The 23,711-nt window shown below is 31.1% G+C and carries 21 protein-coding genes and 1 rRNA gene; 12 read left to right on the forward strand and 10 right to left on the reverse strand.

Going from position 1 to position 23,711, the window contains the following annotated elements:
* Positions 1–286: 286 nt before the first annotated feature.
* The 8 genes from KTC92_RS12665 to dnaA all read right to left on the reverse strand — a co-directional run bounded on the left by KTC92_RS12665 (position 287) and on the right by dnaA (position 11,487).
* A 16S ribosomal RNA gene (locus tag KTC92_RS12665) occupies positions 287–1,804 on the reverse strand.
* Positions 1,805–2,335: 531 nt separating this feature from the next.
* Positions 2,336–4,906: a DNA gyrase subunit A gene (gene gyrA / locus KTC92_RS12670; RefSeq protein ID WP_304518724.1), complete on the reverse strand. Its 2,571-nt coding sequence runs from the start codon at positions 4,904–4,906 to the stop codon at positions 2,336–2,338.
* 137 nt (positions 4,907–5,043) lie between these two features.
* Positions 5,044–6,948: a DNA topoisomerase (ATP-hydrolyzing) subunit B gene (gyrB, locus tag KTC92_RS12675; RefSeq protein ID WP_216302188.1), complete on the reverse strand. Its 1,905-nt coding sequence runs from the start codon at positions 6,946–6,948 to the stop codon at positions 5,044–5,046.
* Positions 6,949–6,968: 20 nt separating this feature from the next.
* Entirely contained in the window at positions 6,969–7,232 is a 264-nt protein-coding gene (gene remB / locus KTC92_RS12680) for an extracellular matrix regulator RemB (RefSeq protein WP_165411855.1), read from the reverse strand.
* A gap of 40 nt (positions 7,233–7,272) precedes the next feature.
* The gene (recF, locus tag KTC92_RS12685; protein WP_216302186.1) at positions 7,273–8,364 is read right to left on the reverse strand and encodes a DNA replication/repair protein RecF; all 1,092 of its coding nucleotides are present in this window, start codon (positions 8,362–8,364) and stop codon (positions 7,273–7,275) included.
* 141 nt (positions 8,365–8,505) lie between these two features.
* Complete coding sequence (yaaA, locus tag KTC92_RS12690) at positions 8,506–8,712, reverse strand: S4 domain-containing protein YaaA (protein ID WP_165411853.1); 207 nt, start codon at positions 8,710–8,712, stop codon at positions 8,506–8,508.
* A 44-nt stretch (positions 8,713–8,756) separates the two neighbouring features.
* Positions 8,757–9,863 (reverse strand): DNA polymerase III subunit beta, encoded by a 1,107-nt coding sequence (gene dnaN, locus KTC92_RS12695; protein WP_216302185.1) that lies wholly within the window; start codon positions 9,861–9,863, stop codon positions 8,757–8,759.
* 271 nt (positions 9,864–10,134) lie between these two features.
* Positions 10,135–11,487 carry a chromosomal replication initiator protein DnaA gene (gene dnaA / locus KTC92_RS12700; protein ID WP_165411851.1) on the reverse strand — a complete coding sequence of 451 codons (1,353 nt, stop codon included), beginning with the start codon at positions 11,485–11,487 and terminating at the stop codon, positions 10,135–10,137.
* 550 nt (positions 11,488–12,037) lie between these two features.
* On the opposite strand from dnaA, the gene rpmH reads away from it, so the two are divergent.
* From rpmH to KTC92_RS12760, 12 genes are all read left to right on the forward strand, one after another.
* The gene (gene rpmH, locus KTC92_RS12705; RefSeq protein WP_165411850.1) at positions 12,038–12,172 is read left to right on the forward strand and encodes a 50S ribosomal protein L34; all 135 of its coding nucleotides are present in this window, start codon (positions 12,038–12,040) and stop codon (positions 12,170–12,172) included.
* Positions 12,173–12,230: 58 nt separating this feature from the next.
* Complete coding sequence (gene rnpA, locus KTC92_RS12710) at positions 12,231–12,596, forward strand: ribonuclease P protein component (protein WP_165411863.1); 366 nt, start codon at positions 12,231–12,233, stop codon at positions 12,594–12,596.
* The gene (yidD, locus tag KTC92_RS12715; protein ID WP_216302184.1) at positions 12,568–12,777 is read left to right on the forward strand and encodes a membrane protein insertion efficiency factor YidD; all 210 of its coding nucleotides are present in this window, start codon (positions 12,568–12,570) and stop codon (positions 12,775–12,777) included. Before rnpA ends, yidD begins: the two co-directional genes overlap by 29 nt.
* Positions 12,778–12,797: 20 nt before the next feature.
* Positions 12,798–13,460 carry a membrane protein insertase YidC gene (yidC, locus tag KTC92_RS12720; protein ID WP_216302183.1) on the forward strand — a complete coding sequence of 221 codons (663 nt, stop codon included), beginning with the start codon at positions 12,798–12,800 and terminating at the stop codon, positions 13,458–13,460.
* A 141-nt stretch (positions 13,461–13,601) separates the two neighbouring features.
* Complete coding sequence (gene jag, locus KTC92_RS12725; protein ID WP_165411847.1) at positions 13,602–14,228, forward strand: RNA-binding cell elongation regulator Jag/EloR; 627 nt, start codon at positions 13,602–13,604, stop codon at positions 14,226–14,228.
* Between the two features lie 66 nt (positions 14,229–14,294).
* Complete coding sequence (gene mnmE, locus KTC92_RS12730) at positions 14,295–15,671, forward strand: tRNA uridine-5-carboxymethylaminomethyl(34) synthesis GTPase MnmE (RefSeq protein WP_220286212.1); 1,377 nt, start codon at positions 14,295–14,297, stop codon at positions 15,669–15,671.
* 8 nt (positions 15,672–15,679) lie between these two features.
* Positions 15,680–17,569 (forward strand): tRNA uridine-5-carboxymethylaminomethyl(34) synthesis enzyme MnmG, encoded by a 1,890-nt coding sequence (mnmG, locus tag KTC92_RS12735; RefSeq protein WP_220286213.1) that lies wholly within the window; start codon positions 15,680–15,682, stop codon positions 17,567–17,569.
* A 19-nt stretch (positions 17,570–17,588) separates the two neighbouring features.
* A complete protein-coding gene (gene rsmG / locus KTC92_RS12740) occupies positions 17,589–18,308 on the forward strand; it encodes a 16S rRNA (guanine(527)-N(7))-methyltransferase RsmG (RefSeq protein ID WP_165411844.1) in 720 nt (239 codons plus the stop codon).
* A gap of 303 nt (positions 18,309–18,611) precedes the next feature.
* Complete coding sequence (gene noc / locus KTC92_RS12745; RefSeq protein ID WP_220286214.1) at positions 18,612–19,391, forward strand: nucleoid occlusion protein; 780 nt, start codon at positions 18,612–18,614, stop codon at positions 19,389–19,391.
* A gap of 250 nt (positions 19,392–19,641) precedes the next feature.
* Positions 19,642–20,412, forward strand: a complete 771-nt coding sequence (locus KTC92_RS12750) for a ParA family protein (RefSeq protein WP_216302178.1) — start codon at positions 19,642–19,644, stop codon at positions 20,410–20,412.
* A 3-nt stretch (positions 20,413–20,415) separates the two neighbouring features.
* A complete protein-coding gene (locus KTC92_RS12755; protein WP_216302177.1) occupies positions 20,416–21,264 on the forward strand; it encodes a ParB/RepB/Spo0J family partition protein in 849 nt (282 codons plus the stop codon).
* A gap of 38 nt (positions 21,265–21,302) precedes the next feature.
* Positions 21,303–21,806, forward strand: coding sequence for a DUF4446 family protein (locus tag KTC92_RS12760; RefSeq protein WP_216302176.1), 504 nt, complete (start codon positions 21,303–21,305; stop codon positions 21,804–21,806).
* A 196-nt stretch (positions 21,807–22,002) separates the two neighbouring features.
* On the opposite strand, the gene yyaC is transcribed toward KTC92_RS12760, so the two are convergent.
* Positions 22,003–22,605: a spore protease YyaC gene (yyaC, locus tag KTC92_RS12765; protein WP_216302175.1), complete on the reverse strand. Its 603-nt coding sequence runs from the start codon at positions 22,603–22,605 to the stop codon at positions 22,003–22,005.
* A 47-nt stretch (positions 22,606–22,652) separates the two neighbouring features.
* Positions 22,653–23,705 carry a sporulation integral membrane protein YtvI gene (ytvI, locus tag KTC92_RS12770; RefSeq protein WP_216302174.1) on the reverse strand — a complete coding sequence of 351 codons (1,053 nt, stop codon included), beginning with the start codon at positions 23,703–23,705 and terminating at the stop codon, positions 22,653–22,655.
* Positions 23,706–23,711 lie beyond the last annotated feature (6 nt).

Below are 23,711 nucleotides of genomic sequence, written 5' to 3' on the forward strand. Positions count from 1 at the left end.
CTGTCTATTTACATAGACGGTTATATTAATTTTGCGAAATTGTATTAAATTAATTTATAAACTACTTGCGTAGTTTTAATTTTTTTAAAACAACTTTTTTCACTGTGCAATTTTCAAAGAACATTTTAAGAAAAACTATTCATTATCTAACTCCTAAGAGTTAGATAAAATTAGTCTCTCAAAATTAAACAGAGAACTAGGTACGATTAATTACAATAGATATTTTTGAAGAACAAATTAATATTCTTCTATTGCATCGACCGAAGTCAATACATCTACTCCCTAGAAAGGAGGTGATCCAGCCGCAGGTTCTCCTACGGCTACCTTGTTACGACTTCACCCCAATCATCAATCCCACCTTCGGCCGCTGGCTCCTTACGGTTACCTCACGGACTTCGGGTGTTACCAACTCTCATGGTGTGACGGGCGGTGTGTACAAGGCCCGGGAACGTATTCACCGCGACATGCTGATTCGCGATTACTAGCAACTCCGGCTTCATGTAGGCGAGTTGCAGCCTACAATCCGAACTGGGATGAGTTTTTGAGTTTGGCTCCACCTTGCGGTCTTGCATCTCTTTGTACTCACCATTGTAGCACGTGTGTAGCCCTAGACATAAGGGGCATGATGATTTGACGTCATCCCCACCTTCCTCCCGGTTAACCCGGGCAGTCTCACTAGAGTGCTCAACTTAATGGTAGCAACTAATGATAAGGGTTGCGCTCGTTGCGGGACTTAACCCAACATCTCACGACACGAGCTGACGACAACCATGCACCACCTGTCACCCTGTCCCGAAGGACTTCGCCCATCTCTGGGTTATGCAGGGGATGTCAAGTCTAGGTAAGGTTCTTCGCGTTGCTTCGAATTAAACCACATGCTCCGCTGCTTGTGCGGGCCCCCGTCAATTCCTTTGAGTTTTAATCTTGCGATCGTACTCCCCAGGCGGAATACTTAATGTGTTAACGGCGGCACCGAGGTTCGACCCCCGACACCTAGTATTCATCGTTTACGGCGTGGACTACCAGGGTATCTAATCCTGTTTGCTCCCCACGCTTTCATGCCTCAGCGTCAGTTACAGTCCAGTAAGTCGCCTTCGCCACTGGTGTTCTTCCTAATCTCTACGCATTTCACCGCTACACTAGGAATTCCACTTACCTCTCCTGCACTCTAGACACCCAGTTTCAAATGCAGCACCCAAGTTAAGCTCGGGTATTTCACATCTGACTTAAATGTCCGCCTACGCATCCTTTACGCCCAGTAAATCCGGACAACGCTTGCCACCTACGTATTACCGCGGCTGCTGGCACGTAGTTAGCCGTGGCTTCCTCCTCTGGTACCGTCATTATCGTCCCAGAAGACAGAACTTTACAACCCGAAGGCCTTCATCATTCACGCGGCGTTGCTGCGTCAGGGTTTCCCCCATTGCGCAATATTCCCCACTGCTGCCTCCCGTAGGAGTCTGGACCGTGTCTCAGTTCCAATGTGGCCGATCACCCTCTCAGGTCGGCTACGCATCGTCGCCTTGGTGAGCCGTTACCTCACCAACTAGCTAATGCGCCGCGGGTCCATCTCAAAGTGGAATTTTCCGAAGAAAAATCCTTTGATGTTTCGATCATGCGACCAAAACATATTATGCGGTATTAATCTCCCTTTCGGGAGGCTATTCCCCTCTTTGAGGCAGGTTACCCACGTGTTACTCACCCGTCCGCCGCTAATCCACCCCGAAAGGTTTCATCGCTCGACTTGCATGTGTTAGGCACGCCGCCAGCGTTCGTCCTGAGCCAGGATCAAACTCTCAATTTAAAAGTTTACACTTTTTTAGTTGAAATGATTAATCTGCGACAACTGTTAAGTTGTTACGCAAGCTCATTACATACTTTTAGTCTTACGACTAAATTTTACTTTATACTAAAGTAATTAACTGGTTTAACGAAATATTATTTCGCTATCTTTACCTATTTCTCTGTTTAATTTTCAAAGACCAATTTATTTTGTCATCATGTGACGACTTCTACTATTTTACTATTTAATTTTAAAATTGTCAATATATTTTTCTATTTTTTCAAATATTATTTTGAGTTTAGAAAATTATTTGATCTTTAAAATTAAACTGCTATTGTTACTAATTCGTAACGACAAGGAATATTGTATCAAATCTATTTATTACTGTATTTACAATAGTTCTATTCCTACATAGATTATACTAATCCTTATATATATATCTTTGTTTTTCTCTGATTTACTGCTTGAGATACACTAGGTTAGTTATAATACATAACCACAGATTAAAAAAAGTACTTATTTGAAATAACTCCAAATAAGTACTTTAATATTTTAATATTCTATTTTATCATTTACTTCACTAGTTGTTTCTAATTCATGTTCCTCATTATCAGAAGTTTCTTTAATGTTCTCTTGAACAGAGTCAGCTTTTTCTTGTACAGAATTTGTTTCTTCTTGCAAAGAATTCTCATCTGTATTAATTTCATCACTACAATTTATTTTAGCTATAGCAACTATATTATCTCCTTCTCCATTCCTCATTAAAGTAACTCCCATGGTATTCCTACTTGTAGTTGATATTCCATCTACATTTAATCTTATAACAACACCATTACTGTTTATAAGTATCATTTCGTCTCCATCTTTTACTATTCTAGCCCCTACAAGTTTTCCTGTTTTATCTGACACCTTATAAGTTATTACGCCCTTACCACCTCTACGTTGGAGTGAGTATTCTGAAACCAAGGTTCTCTTTCCAAATCCATTTTCACTTATAACTAAAAGTTCTTCTTCAGGCTTAACTATATTCATAGACACTACAATATCGCCTTGTCTTAAAGTTAAAGACTTAACTCCAGTTGCAGTTCTTCCCATACCTCTTACATCTTTTTCACTAAATCTTATAGAATAACCATTTCTTGTAACAAACAGCATTTCGCTATCTCCAGTAGTTATTGCAGCTCCAATTAGTTCATCATCTTCTCTTAAATTTATTGCATTTAAACCATTCTTTCTTATAGCAGCATATTTATCAAGTGATGTTTTCTTAATTAAGCCATGTTTTGTTCCCATTACAAGATAATTATCCTCTAAGAATTCCTTAAGACATATAACTGCTTGAATCTTTTCATCGCTATCTAAAGGTATAATATTTATCAAGTTTGTTCCCTTAGCTGTTCTTCCACCTTCTGGAATCTCATATGCTTTTAATTTAAATGATTTTCCTTTGTTTGTGAAGAATAAAATATTATTATGAGTGGTAGTTGTAAAAATATGTTCCACAAAATCATCTTCTTTTGTAGTAACACCTTGTATCCCCCTACCCCCTCTTTTTTGAGCACTATAAGTATCAGCTGGAAGCCTCTTTATATACCCTGCATGAGTTAGCGTTATTACAATATCTTGCTCTTGAATTAAATCTTCCTCATCTATACTGTATGGGTTTTTTTCTATTGACGATCTTCTAGTATCACCATATTTATTTCTAACTTCTATAAGTTCGTCTTTAATTATGTTCAATAATACTATCTCATCTGCTAAGATTCCTTTTAAATAATTAACTGTCTTCATTATTTCGTTATACTCAGCTTCTATTTTATCTCTTTCAAGACCTGTAAGTCTCCCAAGTCTCATTTCAACAATAGCAGTTGCTTGTTTTTCTGATAAATCAAAAGCATTAATTAAACTTTCTTTAGCTTCACTAATATTTTTAGATGATCTTATTAAACGAATTACTTCATCAATATGGTCTAGCGCAATTTTCATACCTTCTAAAATATGAGCTCTAGCTAATGCTTTATCAAGATCAAATTGAGTCCTTCTTCTTATTACATCTTTTTGATGGTCTAAATAATGAACTAAAACTTGTTTTAAATTTAAAGTTTGAGGCTCACCATTTACAAGTGCTATCATTATAACCCCAAAAGTATCTTGCATCCTCGTATGTTTAAATAGCCTATTTAATACTATATTAGGGTTTGCATCTCTTTTTAGTTCTATAACAATTCTCATACCTTCTCTATCTGATTCATCTCTTAAATCTGATATTCCATCTATCTTCTTATCTTTTACTAAATCTGCAATACCTTCTATAAGTTTTGCTTTATTAACTTGATAAGGTAATTCTGTTACTATTATCGTATTTCTGCCTTTGTTCTCTTCAATATCAGTTTTAGCCCTTACGAGGATTCTTCCTCTTCCTGTTTCATAGGCACTTTTTATTCCTGCTCTTCCTAGGATAATTCCTCCCGTAGGAAAATCTGGACCTTTTATTTTTGTCATTAATTCACTTATAGCAACTTCTGGTTCATCAATAACCATAAGTACTCCGTCTATAACTTCTATTAGGTTATGTGGAGGTATATTGGTTGCCATCCCTACAGCAATTCCTGTTGATCCATTAACTAAAAGATTAGGAAATCTTGATGGTAGCACTGATGGTTCCTTTTCTTCTCCATCAAAATTAGGAATGAAATCTACTGTCTCTTTATTAATATCTCTAAGCATTTGCGTTGTAATTTTGCTCATTTTAGCTTCTGTATATCTCATTGCCGCCGCTGAATCACCGTCTACAGACCCAAAATTTCCATGCCCATCTACCAACGTACATCTTTGTGAAAAATCTTGAGCCATTCTAACTAATGCACCATACACTGCAGTATCCCCATGTGGGTGATATTTACCTAAAACATCCCCTACAATTCTGGCACATTTTCTGTATCCTTTCTCTGGTGTTAATCCTAATTCATGCATAGAGAATAATATTCTTCTATGGACAGGTTTAAGCCCATCTCGTACATCTGGAAGCGCACGGCTTACAATAACACTCATAGCGTAATCTATATAAGATTTTTTCATTTCACGTCTTATATCAATAGGTAAAATTTTTCCCTGATTATTAATCATGTTACACCTCTTTAAACAAAATATTTTAATGCCACTCTAGAAAGCAATTTCATCATACTCCATGGGTGACGGTAATTACCTTAATGGATTAACCTTCGTAGTAGTAGATTGATCTGCTTGAATGCATTATCAAGCTATATATCTAAGTTAAGCACACCTTTAGCATTTTCTTGTATAAACTCTCTACGAGGTTCTACTTTATCGCCCATAAGAATAGTGAATATTTCATCCGCTGCCATTGCATCCTCAACCTGTACCTGAAGGAGTATACGCTCTTCAGGGTTCATTGTCGTATCCCAAAGTTGGTGTGCATCCATTTCCCCAAGACCTTTGTATCTTTGTATATCGGTGTTATTATCTTTTCCGCCTATTTCTAAAAGCAAAGCTTTTAATTCCTTGTCAGTATATACATAATGCTCTTTTTTGGCTTTAGAAACTTTATATAGTGGAGGTTGAGCTACATATACGTGTCCTTGCTCTACTAATTCTTTCATGTATCTATAGAAAAATGTTAGTAATAAAGTTCTAATATGTGCTCCATCTACGTCCGCATCTGTCATAATAATAATACGATCGTACCTTATTTTTTTTACATCAAAATCCTTTCCTATACCAGCACCAAAAGCGGTTATCATAGCCCTAATCTCTAGAGATGCGAGCATTTTATCAATTCTTTGCTTTTCAACATTCATTATTTTTCCTTTAAGAGGAAGTATAGCTTGGAATCTTCTGTCTCTACCCTGTTTTGCTGAACCACCCGCTGAATCACCCTCCACCAGATATATCTCACATTCCATAGGATCTTTTGAAGCACAATCTGATAATTTACCTGGAAGTGTAGTACTTTCTAGTACAGACTTTCGTCTTGTAAATTCTCTTGCTTTTTTTGCTGCTTCGCGAGCTCTTGCTGCATTTAATGCTTTATCAATTATGTTTTTACCTAGTTGTGGATCTTCCTCTAGAACATTACTGATAGACTCACCAACTATACTATCAACTATGCCCCTTACTTCACTATTACCAAGTTTAGTTTTTGTTTGCCCTTCAAATTGAGGATCAGTAAGCTTTATAGATATTACTGCTGTAAGACCTTCCCTTACATCTTCACCTGATAGGTTTTTATCATTTTCCTTTAAAAACCCAAATTTTTTAGCATAATCATTTACTACTCTTGTTAATGCCGACTTAAAACCAACTAGGTGTGTTCCACCTTCCACAGTATCTATATTGTTAGCAAATGAAAATATATTTTCTGTATATGTATCGTTGTATTGTAATGCTATTTCAACAACATAATCATCCTTATTTCCTTCCATGTATATGGTTTCATGAATTGTTCCTTTATTTCTATTCAAATAATCTACAAAAGATTTTATTCCTCCCTCATACAAGAAATCTTGCTTTTTCTCTTCTCGTTCATCTTCAAGGGTTATTCTTAAACCTTTATTTAAAAAGGCCAACTCTCTAAGTCTTTGAGACAAAGTTTCAAAATCAAAATCAATTTCTTCAAAAATTTCTGGATCAGGGGTAAAGAACACTTTTGTTCCATGTTCCTGCGTTGTTCCTATATTTACAAGTGTACTAGTAGTTTTACCCTTTGAAAAAGTTTGTTTCCATATATCACCATCAACTTTAACCTCTACTTCACAAATCACAGACAATGCATTAACTACAGATGAACCAACACCATGAAGACCACCGGATACTTTATATGCTCCACCACCAAATTTACCACCTGCATGTAGTACAGTCATTATAACTTCTACAGTAGGTATTTTCATTTTATGATGCATTCCTACGGGCATACCACGACCGTCATCTATAACAGTTATAGAGTTGTCTTTGTGTATAATTACATTAATATTCTTACAAAAGCCTGCTAAGGCCTCGTCAATACTATTATCTACAATTTCATAAACTAAGTGATGAAGACCCCTAATGCTAGTGCTACCTATATACATACCAGGTCTTTTTCTTACTGCTTCTAATCCTTCAAGTACTTGTATTTGACTTTCGTCATAAATATTATTATTTTCCATGTATATCCTCCTAACTTACTCTAAAGCGCATAATATACAGTTTCTGTTCTTTTGCATAAAGTTGAAGATGATATTGGTGATATATATATTTTACTTTTTTTATCTACCTCTGCAATTACAAAAGATTTAGCAATATTTTTTGTTATCCGCTCTACAAAACCATCTTCTTCGGCCATTCTTAAAAATTGGATAGTGTCCGAGCTATACATAGTAGTTTCCATGTCAAATATACCTATAATGTCTTTTATAGGCACTACTACATTTTCCCCTAAATGTAAAAACATATAATATCCTCCTTGATAATACATTCTACTTTATTTGAATCTATGTCATTACTTTTACTTCGCCTGACATAACTTCAAATATCTTACTTCCTGAGTTTAAATATTTTCTTATATCATTAATCCCGTTGCATGTAATTAATGTTTGAACTTCTTTTATAGATTTTAATATATATTCTTGCCTTTTTGTATCTAATTCAGACAAAACATCATCAAGTAATAATACTGGGTATTCTCCAGTTAGTTCTTTTATTATCGCTAGAGCTCCAAACTTAATTGTTAAAACTGAAGTTCTCTGTTGACCTTGGGATCCAAATATTCTAGCATTGATACCATTAAGGTCTATGGAAAAATCATCCCTATGTGGGCCTATTGATGTAGTTTTAGTTTCTATATCTCTTTTCCTATTTTTACATAAAAGCAAGTAAAAATTTTCTCGTATATTATCTAACTCCTTAATAGGCGTTAGATATTTAATATCTATTACTTCACTTTTGGATGTTATATTGCTATGTATTGTTTTTGATATTTTGTTTAATTTCTCTATATAAGTTATTCTATCTTTTATTATAATTGCACCGAATTCACTAAGTTGCTTATCATATACATCTATAATATCACTATTTGTATTCCATTTTTTTATAGTCAAGTTTCTCTCATTCAAAACTTTTTTATATTGCGATAAACTATAGTAGTAACGACGGCTTAACTTACAAAGCTCTATATCTAAGAATTTTCTCCTGTATGATGCAGATTCTTTAACAATATTTAAATCTTCGGGTGAAAACATAATCACATTGAAACTTCCTACTAACTCGGAGAGTTTTTGAACTTTTATAGAATTTATATTAACTCCTTTTCTACCTTCTTTAAAAATCTTTATTTCTATTTTTTTATCTAATCTAGTTTTACACACATAAAGCTTTATATATGCTTCTGTGCCGTTCCAATTTATCAATTCCTTATCCCTATTGGTTCTGTGAGACTTAGCTAAACTACAATAATAAATAGCTTCCAAAATATTTGTTTTTCCTTGTGCATTATCCCCTACAAATACGTTAGTACCTTTATTTAATTCTATAAATAATTTATTATAATTCCTGAAATTTTCAAGTTGTAAATATTTTATATGCATACAATCACCTATTATGATTATAACATATATATATAAGTTTATTATTTTATATATATAAATAACTTCTTATAAATTTTATTATTATAGACATAAATTGTGCACCGGAGATTATTTTAAAATTTTCCGGTGCATTCATATAATTTAAATTATTTTATAAGTTTCGCTGTTAAACTCAATTATATCGCCTTTAGATAATTTCTTACCTCTTTGAGTTTCTATTTCTCCATTGACTTTAATATCCTCATTTTTGATATAAAATTTTGCTTCTGAACCTAAACAAGCTATCCCAGCCCATTTTAGAAAAGAATCTAATTTTATTATATCTGTTTCTATTTTTATTTCATTCATTTCAAAACCTTCTTTTCCAAATATTATTAAAAATATATTTTAAATTAATTATTAGCTCTTATTCTTACCGGCAATACCATATACGTACAATTATTTTTTTCTTTGTTTTTTACAACACAAGGATTAACTCCACTAGAAAACTCCATAATTATCTCTTCTTCTTCCATTATTTTTAGAAGTTCTATTAGGTATTTTGAGTTAAATGCAATTTGAAGAGACTCACCTTGCAAAATTATATTTATTTCTTCTCTGGCCTTTCCCAATTGAGAATTAGAAGTGATTATCATGTTATCTTCTTCTATGTTGAATTTAACTAAATTGGTATTTCCCTCTTTTGCCATAAGAGAAGCCCGTTCTATACAGCTTAATAATTCATGTCTTTTAGCTGTAATTTTTAGATTATATTCCTCAGGTATTATTGAGCTATATTTTATGAATTCACCTTCGAGTAACCTTGATATAACCTTCGTTTTTCCAATATTAAATAAAATATGATTTGGTGTGAATGTTATATTAACGTTCTCATCTGTTTCTTCTAGTATTTTTGATACTTCACTTAATGTCTTACCTGGAATTACAGCATTTATATTAAAATCGTTATCTACTGGTTCACTTCTAAATGCAACCCTATAACCATCTAAAGCTACAAGATTAAGGTTTTTATCTTTTATTTCAAATAAGACTCCTGTAAGAATTGGTCTAGTCTCATCTTGCGCAACTGCAAAAATAGTACCTTTCATCATGTTTTTTAATACTTTCTGAGAAATTGAAAAGATCATGTTCTCTATTATATTTGGTAAATTGGGATAATCATCACTATTCATATGTATTATAGTTGCATATGATTTTTGGCAAACGATTTTAATAGAGTTATTTTCATCTGTTGCTATCTCTATTGCACTATTGGGTAATTTTCTTATGATTTCACCGAAAAGCTTAGAATCTAAAACTACACTTCCATCTTCCATAACCTCTGCATTAATTTTGGCCTCAATGCTTAAATCAACATCAGATCCTATAAGAGTTACTTCTCCGTTCTTAGCAGTTATTAATATACCTTGTAATACGGGTAAAGTTGATTTTCCTGTAATAGCTTTTTGAACGTTTGAAATTGCTTCTTGTAATATACTTTTTTCACATATAAATTTCATATAATAAAGACCTCCTTATCCACATGGGAAATTTATTAAAGATAGGTAAGATAATAATAAATTATTAGTAGTAATAGTAGTAGGGGCTGTTGATATGTTAAGAACCTATCTTAGACTATAAGCTGCAACAATGCTAGGTAGAAATGATTGTGGATAAGTATGCAAAAAAAAATCACAGTTATCCACAATATCAACAGCTACGTTTTATGTATTATTTTATACACAGGATTATATATATATAGTATCAACACCTGTTAATATCGGGATTATACTATTTTTGACTTATTTTTTTAGTTAGTTCTGCTATGTTATCTTGTAAATTTTCATCTTCTTTAAGACCATTAGATATTTTCTCACATGCGTGGATTACAGTTGTATGATCCCTACCTCCAAATTCTTCACCTATTTTAGGGAGAGACATATCAGTAAGCTTTCTGCACAAATACATTGCGATTTGTCTAGGAAATGTTATGTTCCTAGTTCGCCTCGAAGATTTAAAATCCTCAATTTTTAAATTGAAATAGCTAGAAACTATATCTTGTATTAGCTCAATAGTTACTTGTTTTGAATTTCTACTAGAAATAATATCTTTAAGTGCTTCTGATGCCAAATCTATACCAATTTCTTTATTAGTTAGTGAAGAAAAAGCTACAATTCGAATAAGAGCGCCTTCTAGCTCTCTTATGTTAGATTTTATTTTAGTAGCAATATACACCAATACTTCGTTTGGAATATTTAAATTCTCTATATCTGCTTTTTTCTTCAAAATAGCTATTCTAGTTTCAAAATCCGGTGGTTGTATATCAGCTATAAGACCCCATTCAAATCTAGACCTCAATCTATCCTCTAGAGTAGGTATTTCTTTAGGTGGTCTATCACTAGATAAAATAATTTGCTTATTTGCTTCATGAAGATCATTAAATGTATGGAAGAACTCTTCTTGCGTACGTTCTTTACCTGCAATAAATTGAATATCATCAATTAGAAGTACGTCCACATTTCTGTACTTGTTTCTAAATTCTACGTTTTTGTCGTCTTTAATAGAATTGATAAGTTCGTTTGTAAACTTTTCAGAAGAAACGTAAACAACCTTAGACTTTGGGTTGTTTGCTAATATATAATGACCAATAGCATGCATTAAATGCGTTTTTCCAAGACCAACCCCTCCATAAATAAATAGTGGATTATAAGCTTTCGCAGGGGATTCAGCTACAGCAAGTGATGCAGCGTGAGCAAATCGATTACTATTGCCAATTACATAAGAATCAAAGGTATATTTTGGGTTTAGTGTTGCAGACATTTCATCATTAAATATTATATTATTCCTATTAGCTTCTCGTTTCGCTTTAGGTGTTTCAATTTCGGCTACGTCCTCAGATAATATAAAGAATTCTATTTTATATGTTTTAGAAGTAATCAATTTAACAGCATTCATTATTAAATCCTTATATCTATTTTCAAGAATGTCTTTGGTAAAATTATTAGGAACACCTAATTTAAAAGTATTATTATCTAAGGCCATAGGTTCTATACTTTTAATCCAAGTATTAAAACTCACCTCTGTAAGTTCACCTTTTATTATACTTAAAGTTTTTTCCCAGATATCTTTAATTTGGGTGCTCATTTCCTACCCTCCAGTTCAAATAAAAAAATTTTATGTAAAAACAAACAATATATAAACAACATTATAAACAAAGTTATAAGCAATAAATTAATACATTGTAGGTTGTTGATAAATAGCATTAAAAATATACACATGTTAATAACTATGCTTATATTTTTAACAGGACTTAAATTGTTAACAATACAAAAAAAAACTATTAACATATTAAATTAAGAAATAAATCTGCTTATATAGCTAAAAATAGATAAGCAAAAGAAGTTTAATACAATATTGTAGTAGTTATTAACAGTTTTGTCCACAAGTTGTGAATAACTTTATCAATAAACAGGTTATTCACAGTTCTTTCTTATATAATATCAAAAAATAACAAGGTGTTCAAGAAGTTATCCACAAAAAAACATATAAATATAAAAAATATTAACAATAGTAATAAAAATGCTTATCTTGACATTAAGATGATGTGACTATATAATCTAATAGTAAAACTGTAAAAATGCGATTGTAAGATGATTGCTATAATGTATGGTTTAAAGAAGGAGGTGTAGTAGATATGTTCATGACTTACCAACCTAAGAAAAGACAAAGAAAAAAAGAACACGGATTTAGAAAGAGAATGAAAACCGCTTCTGGCAGAAACATTCTTCAAAAAAGAAGACAAAAAGGTAGAAAAAAATTGACAGCATAAAGGCCGCTAATGTGGCCTTTTTCTGCAATTTGCGGAAAAGAGGGCGGCTAATATTAATATTAATGTTAAGAAATATAGAATTAGAAAGAATACTGAATTTAGAACAGTATATAGAAGAGGAAAATCTTTTTCTAACCAATTATTAGTATTATATATTTATAGAAATGGTAAAGATATTAATAGATGTGGAATATCCGTTAGTAAAAAGGTAGGAAACAGTGTAATTCGCGGTAGAGTTAAAAGATTAATAAGCGAAAACTATAGGCTTAATAATGTAGGATTAAAAACAGGATATGATTTAGTGTTTATTGCAAGGAACCCTTCTAACTCTAAAAATTATAAAGAAATAGAGAGTGCTTTGACTAAACTACTTAAGAAAGCTGGTTTAATTAATAATGAAAAAAATACTTATACTGGGAATTAAATGTTATAGAAAATATATATCACCGTTTAAGAGGCCTTGTTGTATATTTTACCCTACATGTTCTCAGTATACTTTAGAAGCTATTGAAAAACACGGAGCAATAAAAGGATCTATTATGGGAATAAAGAGAATACTTAGATGTCATCCTTATAATAAGGGCGGCTTTGATCCAGTTAAATAACCACTTGGGAGGTTTTGTATTTGAAATTACAGTTTTTAAGTGATCCACTTTCAAAGTTCTTTTTCTTGATACATAATGGAGTGAATACGCTTATACCAAATAATGATATATCATTTGGATTAACAATAATTATATTTACAGTTATAATAAGAGTAATATTATTGCCATTAAGTATTAAACAAACTAAATCAACTGCTAAAATGGGTGCAATTCAGCCAGAAATGAAGAAAGTTCAAGAAAAATATAAAAAAGATCCACAAAAATCTCAGCAAGAAGTAATGAAGCTATATAAAGAAAATGGAGTAAATCCAATGGGTGGATGTTTACCAATGCTTGTTCAAATGCCTATTTTATTTGCTTTGTTTTATGTGTTTAACAACTTAGATATGCAGGGTGCTGGGTTCTTATGGATGAATGATTTAACAAAACCTGACCCTCTATATATATTACCAATATTGTCTACCGTTACAACATACTTTTCATCAAAACTTATGCAACCACCAGGAGACGCTGCTAAATCTAAACAGACTTCAACAATGAATACAGCAATGGCTATTTTTATGGGATTTATGAGTCTTAAATTTAAAGGTGCATTAGTATTATATTGGGTAATAAATAACTTATTACAAGTTGTTCAAACTTTAGTTATAAATAAAATGGAACTTCCAAAAAAAGAAAGTTAACGACTTTTAAAATGATAGCCTCCCAATTTTATAGGTGGGAGTCTAAATTTCCTTCTGAAGTCGTTAATGTTACAGCATCGAAGATGATGATTTAACACAAGTGCCTAATTTTGATATTTAGAAAGGCGGGTGAAGTGTGGTATGAATAATATAGAAATTATGGGTAAAAATGTAGAAGATGCAATTAATAATGCATTGATGCAGTTAAAAGTTACAAGAGATAAAGTAAAAGTGGAAACACTTGATGAAGGTAGCAAAGGGTTTTTAAATATCATAGGGGTAAAACCTGCTAAAATAAGAGTTACAGTTAAAAGAGATAGTTTAAATGAAGCTAAAACTTTTTTAATGGAAGTATTGCAGTCTATGAGTATGAAAGCTGAAGTAAACCTTAAATATGAAAACAATGAAATAAAGATTGAATTAATCGGACCTAATATGGGACTATTAATAGGATATAGAGGCGAGACTTTAGATTCACTTCAATATCTTATAAGTTTAGTTGTAAACAAAAATCATGATGAAGAGTATAAAAGAGTAACATTAGATACTGAAAATTATAGAGCAAAAAGAGAAGAAACTTTAAAAAGACTTGCATCAAAAATTGCCTATAAGGTAAGGATTAGTGGTAGAATATTAAAACTTGAGCCTATGAATCCTTATGAGAGAAGAATAATACACTCTACACTTCAAAATGATTCATATATTTATACTTATAGTGAAGGTGAAGAGCCCTATAGAAGAGTTGTAGTTGATTTGAAGAAAGCCTAAGGGCTTTTTTTTTAAATTTATGAAACTAAGTTTAATATTAATTATAAAATTAGGAGGTCATATTTAATGAAAGAATTTGATACTATAGCTGCAATAGCAACTAGTATAGGAGAAGGTGGTATATCTATAATTAGAGTATCTGGTGATATGTCGATAGATATAGTCAATAGTATATTTATAGGCAAAAATAATAGAAAACTTCATGATTTAAAATCTTATACTATGAGATATGGACATATTATTGATAAAAATGGTAGTAGACTTGATGAAGTTATTATTTCCTATATGAAAGGCCCTAAAAGCTTTACTGCAGAAGACACTATTGAGATAAATTGTCATGGTGGAGTAGTTGGAACTAATAGAATTTTACAAGAGGTTATTCTTGCTGGAGCAAGAATGGCAGAACCTGGTGAATTTACTAAAAGAGCATTTCTGAATGGTAGAATTGACTTAAGCCAGGCAGAGGCAGTTATAGATATAATAAGAGCAAAGACAGATCTAAGTATGAAGTCAGCTCTTATGCAATCAGAAGGTTCAATTTCCAGGGAAATAAAAAATATAAGAAATAAATTACTTAGTGTAATTGCAAGTATAGAGGTTACAGTTGATTACCCTGAAGAGGATATTGAAGAAGTAACTGCAGAAAAAGTTAATGAAGATGTTATTGATATAATTAGTGAGATAGATACACTTTTAAGTACGGCTGATGAAGGGAAAATTCTAAGAGAAGGCCTAAGCACTGTTATAGTTGGGAAGCCAAATGTAGGGAAATCATCACTTCTTAATGCCCTTGTTAAAGAAAAAAGAGCTATTGTTACAGATGTACCCGGTACTACAAGGGATGCAATAGAAGAGTATATAAACATTGAAGGTATACCAGTTAAAATAGTAGATACTGCAGGAATTCGCGAAACTGAAGATATAGTTGAGAAAATTGGAGTAGAAAAATCAAAGGAAAAAATTGATGAGGCGGATTTAGTTATCTTAATATTAGATTCAAGTAAGAAATTAAGTCATGAAGATAGAGAAATTATTAAATATATTAAAAACAAAAAATACATTGTACTATTAAACAAAAGCGATTTAGGTGGTAAAATAGAGATAGAAGAATTACAAAGTCTAAAATCAAAGTACATAACTAATGTTTCAGTAAAAACAGGTGAAGGATTAAATCATGTTAAAGAATATATAAAAGATTTATTCTTTAAGGGTGAGATTAAAACTGAAGGAATATTTGTTACAAATAATAGACATAAGGAATCTTTAATAAGAGCAAAGGAAAACTTAGAATCTTCATTAAATGCACTAGAATATACATTAGCTATAGATTTAGCATCAATTGATATACGAAATGCATGGATAAGTTTAGGTGAGATTACAGGAGAGATTTTAGAAGAAGATATTATACATAAGATATTCTCAGAATTTTGTTTAGGAAAGTAGGGATAAATATGAAATATGATGCAGGAAATTATGATGTTATAGTTATTGGAGCTGGTCATGCAGGTTGCGAAGCAGCACTTGCAGCTGCAAGAATAGGGTGCAAGACTTTAATTTGTGCTATAAATTTAGATAGTGTGGCTTTGATGCCATGTAACCCCAATATCGGTGGAACGGCTAAAGGGCATTTAGTAAGGGAAATAGATGCTCTTGGTGGTGAAATGGGAATAAATATTGATAATACATATATACAATCAAGAATGCTAAACAAATCAAAAGGACCAGCTGTATTCTCGTTAAGAGCTCAAGCGGATAAAAAAGCATATGGACAAAGGATGAAACATGTAATAGAAAATCAAGAAAATTTGCAATTAAAACAATTAGAAGTAGTATCTATAGATGCACCAAAAGGGAAAATAAAGGGTGTATGCACGAAAAATGGCGCATATTTTACTACTAAGGCTGTTATTATAGCTTCTGGAACTTATTTAAAATCAAAGGTTATTATCGGAGATTGTTCTTATAATGAAGGACCTAGTGGATTACTTCCAGCTAATGAACTTTCTAAATCTTTAGATGATATGTGTATAACTTTAAGAAGATTTAAAACAGGAACTCCAGCTAGAATAAACAAACGGTCAGTAGACTTTTCTAAAATGGATGAGCAAGTTGGGGATGAAGAGGTAGTTCCATTTTCATTTATTAGCGAAGATATTAGTAGAAATCAGCTATGTTGCTATTTAACTTATACAAATGAAAATACTCATAATGTAATTAGAAAAAACATTCATAGATCACCGCTATATAATGGATCAATTAAGAGTACTGGGCCTAGATATTGTCCGTCTATCGAAGATAAAGTAATGAGATTTACAGATAAAGAAAGGCACCAAATATTCATAGAACCTGAAGGTGAGAATACGCAGGAAATGTATGTTCAAGGTATGTCTAGCTCACTTCCTGAGGAAATTCAGGTGGAAATGCTAAAAACAGTACCTGGACTTGAAAATGTAGAAATTATGAGAACGGCTTATGCCATAGAATATGACTGTATAGATTCAACCGAGTTAAAACTTTCACTAGAATTTAAAAATATTCAAGGTTTATTCTCAGCGGGTCAAATAAATGGTAGCTCAGGATATGAAGAAGCTGCTTCGCAGGGGATTATTGCAGGGATTAATGCTGCACTTACTATTCAAAATAAGGATCCATTAATATTAAAAAGATCTGATGGATATATAGGGGTTTTAATTGACGATTTAGTTACTAAAGGCACTAATGAACCATATAGGATGATGACCTCAAGAGCAGAGTATAGATTGTTGCTAAGGCAAGACAACGCTGATTTAAGGTTAACTGAAATAGGGTATGGAGTAGGCCTTGTTAAAGAAGATAGATATGAAATATTTAAGAAAAAGAAGATGCAAATTGAAGAGGAAATTGAGAGAATAAAACATTTGCAGATCACAAATAAAAAAGAAATTGAGGAATTTTTAATTTCTTGTAATTCTACTCCACTGAAAAAGCCTATTAGTTTATACGAACTTATAAAAAGACCTGAACTTGATTACTATATAGTTGAAAGACTGGATGCAGATAGACCTAAATTAAATAAATATATACAGCAGCAAGTTAATATTGTTTCAAAATATGAAGGGTATATCCAGAAACAATTAGATCAAATTAAGCAATTTAAAAAGTTTGAAAACAAAATCATATCAAAAGATATAAATTATGACAATATAAAGGGACTAAGGATAGAAGCTATGCAAAAACTAGGTAAAATAAAACCAGAAAGTATAGGTCAAGCTTCTAGAATATCAGGTGTCTCGCCTGCGGATATGTCTGTTCTAATGATATATCTTGAGCAACAGAAAAGACTTAACATTAACCAACAATAAAAAAACATGGAGTTGAAATATGAAATACTTTGATATATTAAATAAGGCTAGCAGTAACGAAGGACTTGAATTTAGCGAAAAAAAATACGAGCAATTTATGAAATATAAAGACCTTATAAAGGAATGGAATGAAAAAGTAAATTTGACTGCTATAAAAGAAGATGAAGAAATAGTAAAGAAGCACTTTATTGATTCTATGAAGGTTTTTAAGTTTGATCAGTTAAAGAATGCAAAGAATGTTATAGATATAGGTACTGGAGGAGGGTTTCCAGGTATTCCTATGAAAATAATAAAGCCTGAAGTAAATATAGTTTTATTAGATTCACTGAATAAGAGAGTTAAATTTTTAAATGAAGTAATTAATTCTCTTCAACTAGAAAATATTAAAGCTATTCACGGTAGAGCAGAAGATTTTGCACAAGAAATACAATATAGAGAAAAGTTTGATGTTGCAGTATCAAGGGCAGTTGCTAATTTAACAGTCTTGAGTGAATATTGTATACCTTATGTAAAGGTTGGAGGATATTTTGTTGCAATGAAGGGGCCTGCAGTTGAAGAGGAAATTAAGCAATCTAAAAATGCAATTAGGATGCTGGGTGGACGAATCGAACATATAGAAAAGGTACAAATTGAAGATAGTGATTTAAATCATAACCTGGTAATAATAAGTAAAATATCGCAAACACATAGGAAATATCCTAGAAAAGCAGGGATGGTTACTAAAGAGCCTTTATTTTAACGACATTTCAGAAGGAAGGTCTCCTATTTCTATAAGTGGGAGTACCTACTATAAGTAGGAGTTACTTGCCCTAACAAATAGAAAACTTCAGTGGGAGTATAAATCTACTTCTGAAGTCGTTAATATGCAGCTCCGCAGGAGATGATTTAACGACAGCACCACAAGTGATGATTGCACCAAACAGGGGATAAGTAATGTTATAATTTGTCGTACGAAAGAATAAAAAAGAAGAAGGAAATAAGATAAAAATGGAGAATTGTTAATAAAAGGTAAAAAAAAGGAAAAATTGAGGGATGGTATATTATGAAAAATAATGTAAATCACGTATCTATAGAATTAATTTCTCCAAATGTTTATCAGCCTAGAAAGCATTTTAATGAAGAAACTATTGAAGAACTATCACAGTCAATAAAGGCTTATGGAATAATCCAACCGCTAACAGTTAGAAAAATTGGGGAAAACGGATATGAACTAGTAGCGGGAGAAAGAAGACTAAGAGCAGCAAAAAAAATAGGGCTTGAACAAGTCCCAGTAATTATTATAGATATTACAGATAAAGATTCCGCAGCAATTGCGTTATTAGAAAATTTGCAAAGAGAAGATCTAAATTTTTTAGAAGAAGCTATAGCTTATCATAATCTTATTCAAGATCATTCTTACACACAAGAACAGTTAGCACAAATGATAGGGAAAAAACAATCAACTATTGCAAACAAATTAAGATTACTAAAATTGGATAATCAAATAACAAGTATCTTAGTAGAAAATAAGCTTACTGAAAGACATGCTAGAGCTTTGTTAAGATTAACTGATATAAATATTCAAAAGAAAGTACTTAAAATAATTGTTGATAAATCGCTTAATGTTAAAAATACAGAAGAACTTATTGAAAAAGAACTATTGAAGTTATGCAGAGATGGAGTGATTGTTAGTGGTAAGAAAAGAATCAAAGGAATTTTCGCGCCTAGAGTATATATAAATACTATAAAACAAGTTTTTGATAAGTATGGAATAAATGCAGAATACAAGTCTAAAGAATTAGAAGATAGTATAGAAGTGACAATAAGAATACCTAAAAAATAGACATTAAAAACAGAATGTTTCACGTGAAACATTCTGTTTTTTTAATGTTTTTTTGGAAAATTCAAAAAAGTACTATTAAAATATTTAACATAAATATATAATGAACTATATAGAAAAATTAAAGTATAAGTTATGAATTATAAAGTATAGTTTATATTACCTGTAACCTATATAAATTGTAAGTTATTGGGGTTTATACAATTTATAAACTATAGAAACACAAATAATATTATGAAGGGTAAGTGTAGCCATGAAAACCATATGTATCTTTAATCAAAAGGGAGGAGTAGGCAAAACTACTACAAATATAAACCTATGTTCTTATTTAGCTATGCAAGGGAAAAAAATATTAACAATAGATATTGATCCTCAAGGAAACACTACAAGTGGATTAGGATTTGATAAAAAGCAAATAAATTTATCAATATATGATTTATTAACATCGGATATTTCAATTAGGGATACTATAAAAGAATGCGAGTTAGTTAATAATTTGTATTTAGTACCTTCTACAATGGAACTTGCAGGGGCAGAAGTAGAATTGATTAGTATAGATAATCGTGAAAATAAGCTAAAAGAAAAGCTTAAAGAAATTGAGGGTGAATTTGACTATGTTTTTATAGATTGTCCACCTTCTTTGGGTATTTTAACCATAAATGCGCTTACAGCCGCAAGTAGCGTGCTTACACCTATTCAATGTGAATTTTATGCTTTAGAGGGTGTGGGGCAATTAGTAAATACAATCCAATTAGTTAAAAAATCTTTAAATAAAGAATTAGAAATTGAGGGTATAATTCTTAGTATGTATGATAATAGAACAAAACTTTGTAATGAGGTTGTATCAGAAGTGAAAAAATATTTCAATGATAAAGTGTATAAAACAACAATACCTAGAAATGTCCGTCTGGCTGAATCTCCAAGTTTTGGATTACCAATTATGTTGTATGATGATAAGTGCAAGGGAGCAGAAGCGTACGAAAAATTAGCAAATGAATTTTTAAATAGACAAAGGGGATGTTAAATATTGAATAAAAAATTTGGATTAGGTAAAGGGTTAGGAGCTTTAATACCTGAAGAAGAAAGTACAGAAGATAGTTCCAATGTTTTTAAAATATCTATGAATTTGATTAAAGCTAATAAAGATCAGCCAAGGAAAAACTTTGATCCTGAAAAAATATCTGAATTAGCACAATCAATAAAAGAACATGGAGTTATTCAACCTATTATTTTGAATAAAGAAGATGATGTATATATAGTAGTAGCAGGTGAAAGAAGATTCAGAGCAGCGAAAAGTATTGGCCTAGCAGAAATACCTGCAATCATTATGAATATAAACAACAAAGAAGTACTAGAAATATCATTAATAGAAAACATTCAAAGAGAAGATTTAAACCCAATTGAGGAAGCTATAGCTTACAAAAAACTATTAACGGAGTTTAATCTTACGCAGGAAGAAATAAGTAAAAAGGTTTCGAAATCAAGAACAGCTATAACAAATTGCATGAGATTATTAAACTTAGATGAAAGAGTTCAAGATTACATAATAGATGGAGTAATTTCCGAGGGACATGGAAGGGCAATACTCGGTATAAGTGATAGACAGCTTCAGTATCAAATTGCTCAAATGGTTATAGATGATAATCTCAACGTGAGAGAAACAGAAAGATTAGTAAAAAACTTTGGAAATGAAAAGCCACAAAAAGTAGTAAAAAATGAAAATGATATATATTATAAAGATATAATGAATAGATTAGAAAATCGTTTTGGTACTAAAGTTCTTATAAATTCTAAGAATAAGAACAAGGGTAAAATAGAAATTGAGTATTATTCAGAAGAAGATTTTGAAAGAATTTTAGAGGTTTTTAATATATAATGTTTCACGTGAAACTAATAGAGAGGATGTAATTCAGAATGAAAAGTATCATTAATTTTATAAAGAATGAACAGATTTATATAATAATAGCTCTTATGATTATTGTATTTATGCTAATAGTAATAATTATAATAACCTATGCATTTTTAAATAAACTAGAGAGAAGATACAGAAAATTAATGAGAGGTGTAAATAATAAAAATTTAGAAGAAGTGGTTATATCTTATTTAGACAAAATCGACGAAGTTAAAGATGAAAATGAAGTTATAAAACAAAGGTATGAACAGATAAATGGGGAACTGAAAACTTGTGTGCAAAAAACTTCAATGATAAGATATAAAGCATTTGATGATATGGGAAGTGATTTAAGTTTCTCTATAACATTGATTGATGGGAATGGTAATGGTGCTATATTAACAAGTATCTATGGTAGAAATGAGAGTACTACTTATGCTAAACCAATAGATAAAGGAATATCTAGGTATGAGCTATCTCAGGAAGAAAGTAAAGTTTTAGAGCAAGCTATAAATTTAAAAAAATAAAAATGTATATATTGCGATTATGCATTTACTTCGTTAAGAACTACTAATTTTATTTTTCATTAATCTGGTGAAAATCATAAACTCGCTGTAGCTCAAACGTATGTTTTTCCTAACCCATCTTAATTAAAAATAACTAAGAAGTTCTAAAGCTCGCTTCAATGTATTATGCGCAATATATACTTTTTTTGCATAAAAATCAACCTTCAACGTCTTTAATGTTGAAATCATCATAAATGGAATTTAATTTTTTTTCGCCTGCGATTTTGAGTATTGAATGGTATAAACCAGTGGATATAGTATCGGCAAGCATCATTACTGTATATAATCTTGTATTTTGAAGAACCATAAATTCAAAGGCTCCAGATATATTTACAATGCCCGTTATGCTTAAATCACCCACCTTAGGTAAATCTTTATTCATAGCAGCACCAGGACTTAATGGTTTTTCCTCAATAATGATTTTTCCTACATTTTGCAAACTTCCGAGGCAAGCATCTATTGCAATAATGTAAGGATTAGTATAGGAATAGTTAATTTCATCAATTGTTTCACATAAATTTTTTGCATGGACTGGACATTCAAGACTACCGTAAACATGAAGTCTATTTCTAACTAAAAATTTAAGCTTGTTTCCAACCAGGGGTCCTAAGCTATCACCAGTAGATCTGTCGGTGCCAATACATAAAATAACAATAGGGCGTGAGCATTTTGCTATGGGAAAAATATATTGACTTATAATATCTCTTAATTTAAAAGTGCAATCTCTGGACATAGAATCTAAAATAACTTTATCTACCATAAAAAAACCTCCTATTGGGATATTAGCCATTTAGGAGGTTTTCTATTCTATAAAACTTCAACTTTTTTCAATATATTATAAAAAACTAAAAAAAACATACAGAATAGCATCCCAACAATACCATTTGCTCTTAATCCTATAAATATAGAAGCGAGAACTGCTACGGGGTGAATGCCTAGTGATGAAGACACAATCTTGGGTTCTATAATTTGTCTTACTATAGTGATAATTATATAAGATATCAAGAGGCCTAAAGCAGCTACATAATTATTAGATATAAAAAATATTATTATTACGGGAAGGTATATAGCTCCTATACCGAAAATAGGGAGTAAATCAAATAATCCACATAATACACTCAGAGTTACAGCATACTTAACTTTGAAAACTATAAAAACAATTAATGTTTCTAAAAATGTTATAGTGATTATCAGTAAGTAAGAAAGTAAATAATTCTTAAGCATCTTTTTTGATTCATCAAATATGGAATGTAATCTATCTTCATTTTTGCGGGGAATTAAATCAAACTTTTTTTTGCTTGAAGATGACAAATCTTTTGTGAAGAAGTAAGTAGTAAGTAAAGTAAATAATAAAACCATTAAAATATAAGGTATAGTAGATACAAAATCTAGAGTTTGAGAAAAAATTTTTGTGGATGCATTCATGCTAATATTTATAGTCTTGCTTATATAATTAGTAATATTTGACTCAATATTACTAACCACGTTTGGATCTAAAGTTTTATAATAATTTTGTAAGTTACTAAAAATATTAATTACAATGTCTTTGTTTAAAGTTATATATGATTGGATGTTTTTTCCGAGTAGTATCGATTCTGAAGTTAAAGTAGTGATGATTAAAGATAATAATACAACAATCACAGTGAAAAATATGGTGGTAGTAAATAATGAAGCTATAGTGTTTTGAAGTTTGAATTTTTTCATCAAAAATTTTGTTGGTATCTTAAGTAGTGAAGCTAAAATAAAAGCAAATACAAAGGGAAGGGTGAACCCAATAGTTCCAAAAAAGATTACAAAAACAAAGGTATACAAAACAAAAAATATAGCTAGTTTATCAATTTTTTTTAGAATATTTTCCATGTAAAT

The organism is Clostridium sp. CM027, from assembly GCF_024730565.1.
GTDB classification, from domain to species: Bacteria; Bacillota; Clostridia; order Clostridiales; family Clostridiaceae; genus Clostridium_AD; species Clostridium_AD estertheticum_B.

Excerpts from the sequence above, each read along its gene's own strand:
- ytvI (WP_216302174.1), bottom strand. The coding sequence starts at position 23,705 with ATGGAAAATATTCTAAAAAAAATTGATAAACTAGCTATATTTTTTGTT.
- KTC92_RS12760 (WP_216302176.1), top strand. The coding sequence starts at position 21,303 with ATGAAAAGTATCATTAATTTTATAAAGAATGAACAGATTTATATAATA.
- rpmH (WP_165411850.1), top strand. The coding sequence starts at position 12,038 with ATGTTCATGACTTACCAACCTAAGAAAAGACAAAGAAAAAAAGAACAC.
- dnaA (WP_165411851.1), bottom strand. The coding sequence starts at position 11,487 with ATGAGCACCCAAATTAAAGATATCTGGGAAAAAACTTTAAGTATAATA.
- yidD (WP_216302184.1), top strand. The coding sequence starts at position 12,568 with ATGAAAAAAATACTTATACTGGGAATTAAATGTTATAGAAAATATATA.
- noc (WP_220286214.1), top strand. The coding sequence starts at position 18,612 with ATGAAAAATAATGTAAATCACGTATCTATAGAATTAATTTCTCCAAAT.
- dnaN (WP_216302185.1), bottom strand. The coding sequence starts at position 9,863 with ATGAAATTTATATGTGAAAAAAGTATATTACAAGAAGCAATTTCAAAC.
- remB (WP_165411855.1), bottom strand. The coding sequence starts at position 7,232 with ATGTTTTTACATTTAGGGGAAAATGTAGTAGTGCCTATAAAAGACATT.
- yaaA (WP_165411853.1), bottom strand. The coding sequence starts at position 8,712 with ATGAATGAAATAAAAATAGAAACAGATATAATAAAATTAGATTCTTTT.
- yyaC (WP_216302175.1), bottom strand. The coding sequence starts at position 22,605 with ATGGTAGATAAAGTTATTTTAGATTCTATGTCCAGAGATTGCACTTTT.
- recF (WP_216302186.1), bottom strand. The coding sequence starts at position 8,364 with ATGCATATAAAATATTTACAACTTGAAAATTTCAGGAATTATAATAAA.
- gyrB (WP_216302188.1), bottom strand. The coding sequence starts at position 6,948 with ATGGAAAATAATAATATTTATGACGAAAGTCAAATACAAGTACTTGAA.
- rsmG (WP_165411844.1), top strand. The coding sequence starts at position 17,589 with ATGAAATACTTTGATATATTAAATAAGGCTAGCAGTAACGAAGGACTT.
- mnmG (WP_220286213.1), top strand. The coding sequence starts at position 15,680 with ATGAAATATGATGCAGGAAATTATGATGTTATAGTTATTGGAGCTGGT.
- jag (WP_165411847.1), top strand. The coding sequence starts at position 13,602 with ATGAATAATATAGAAATTATGGGTAAAAATGTAGAAGATGCAATTAAT.
- KTC92_RS12750 (WP_216302178.1), top strand. The coding sequence starts at position 19,642 with ATGAAAACCATATGTATCTTTAATCAAAAGGGAGGAGTAGGCAAAACT.
- mnmE (WP_220286212.1), top strand. The coding sequence starts at position 14,295 with ATGAAAGAATTTGATACTATAGCTGCAATAGCAACTAGTATAGGAGAA.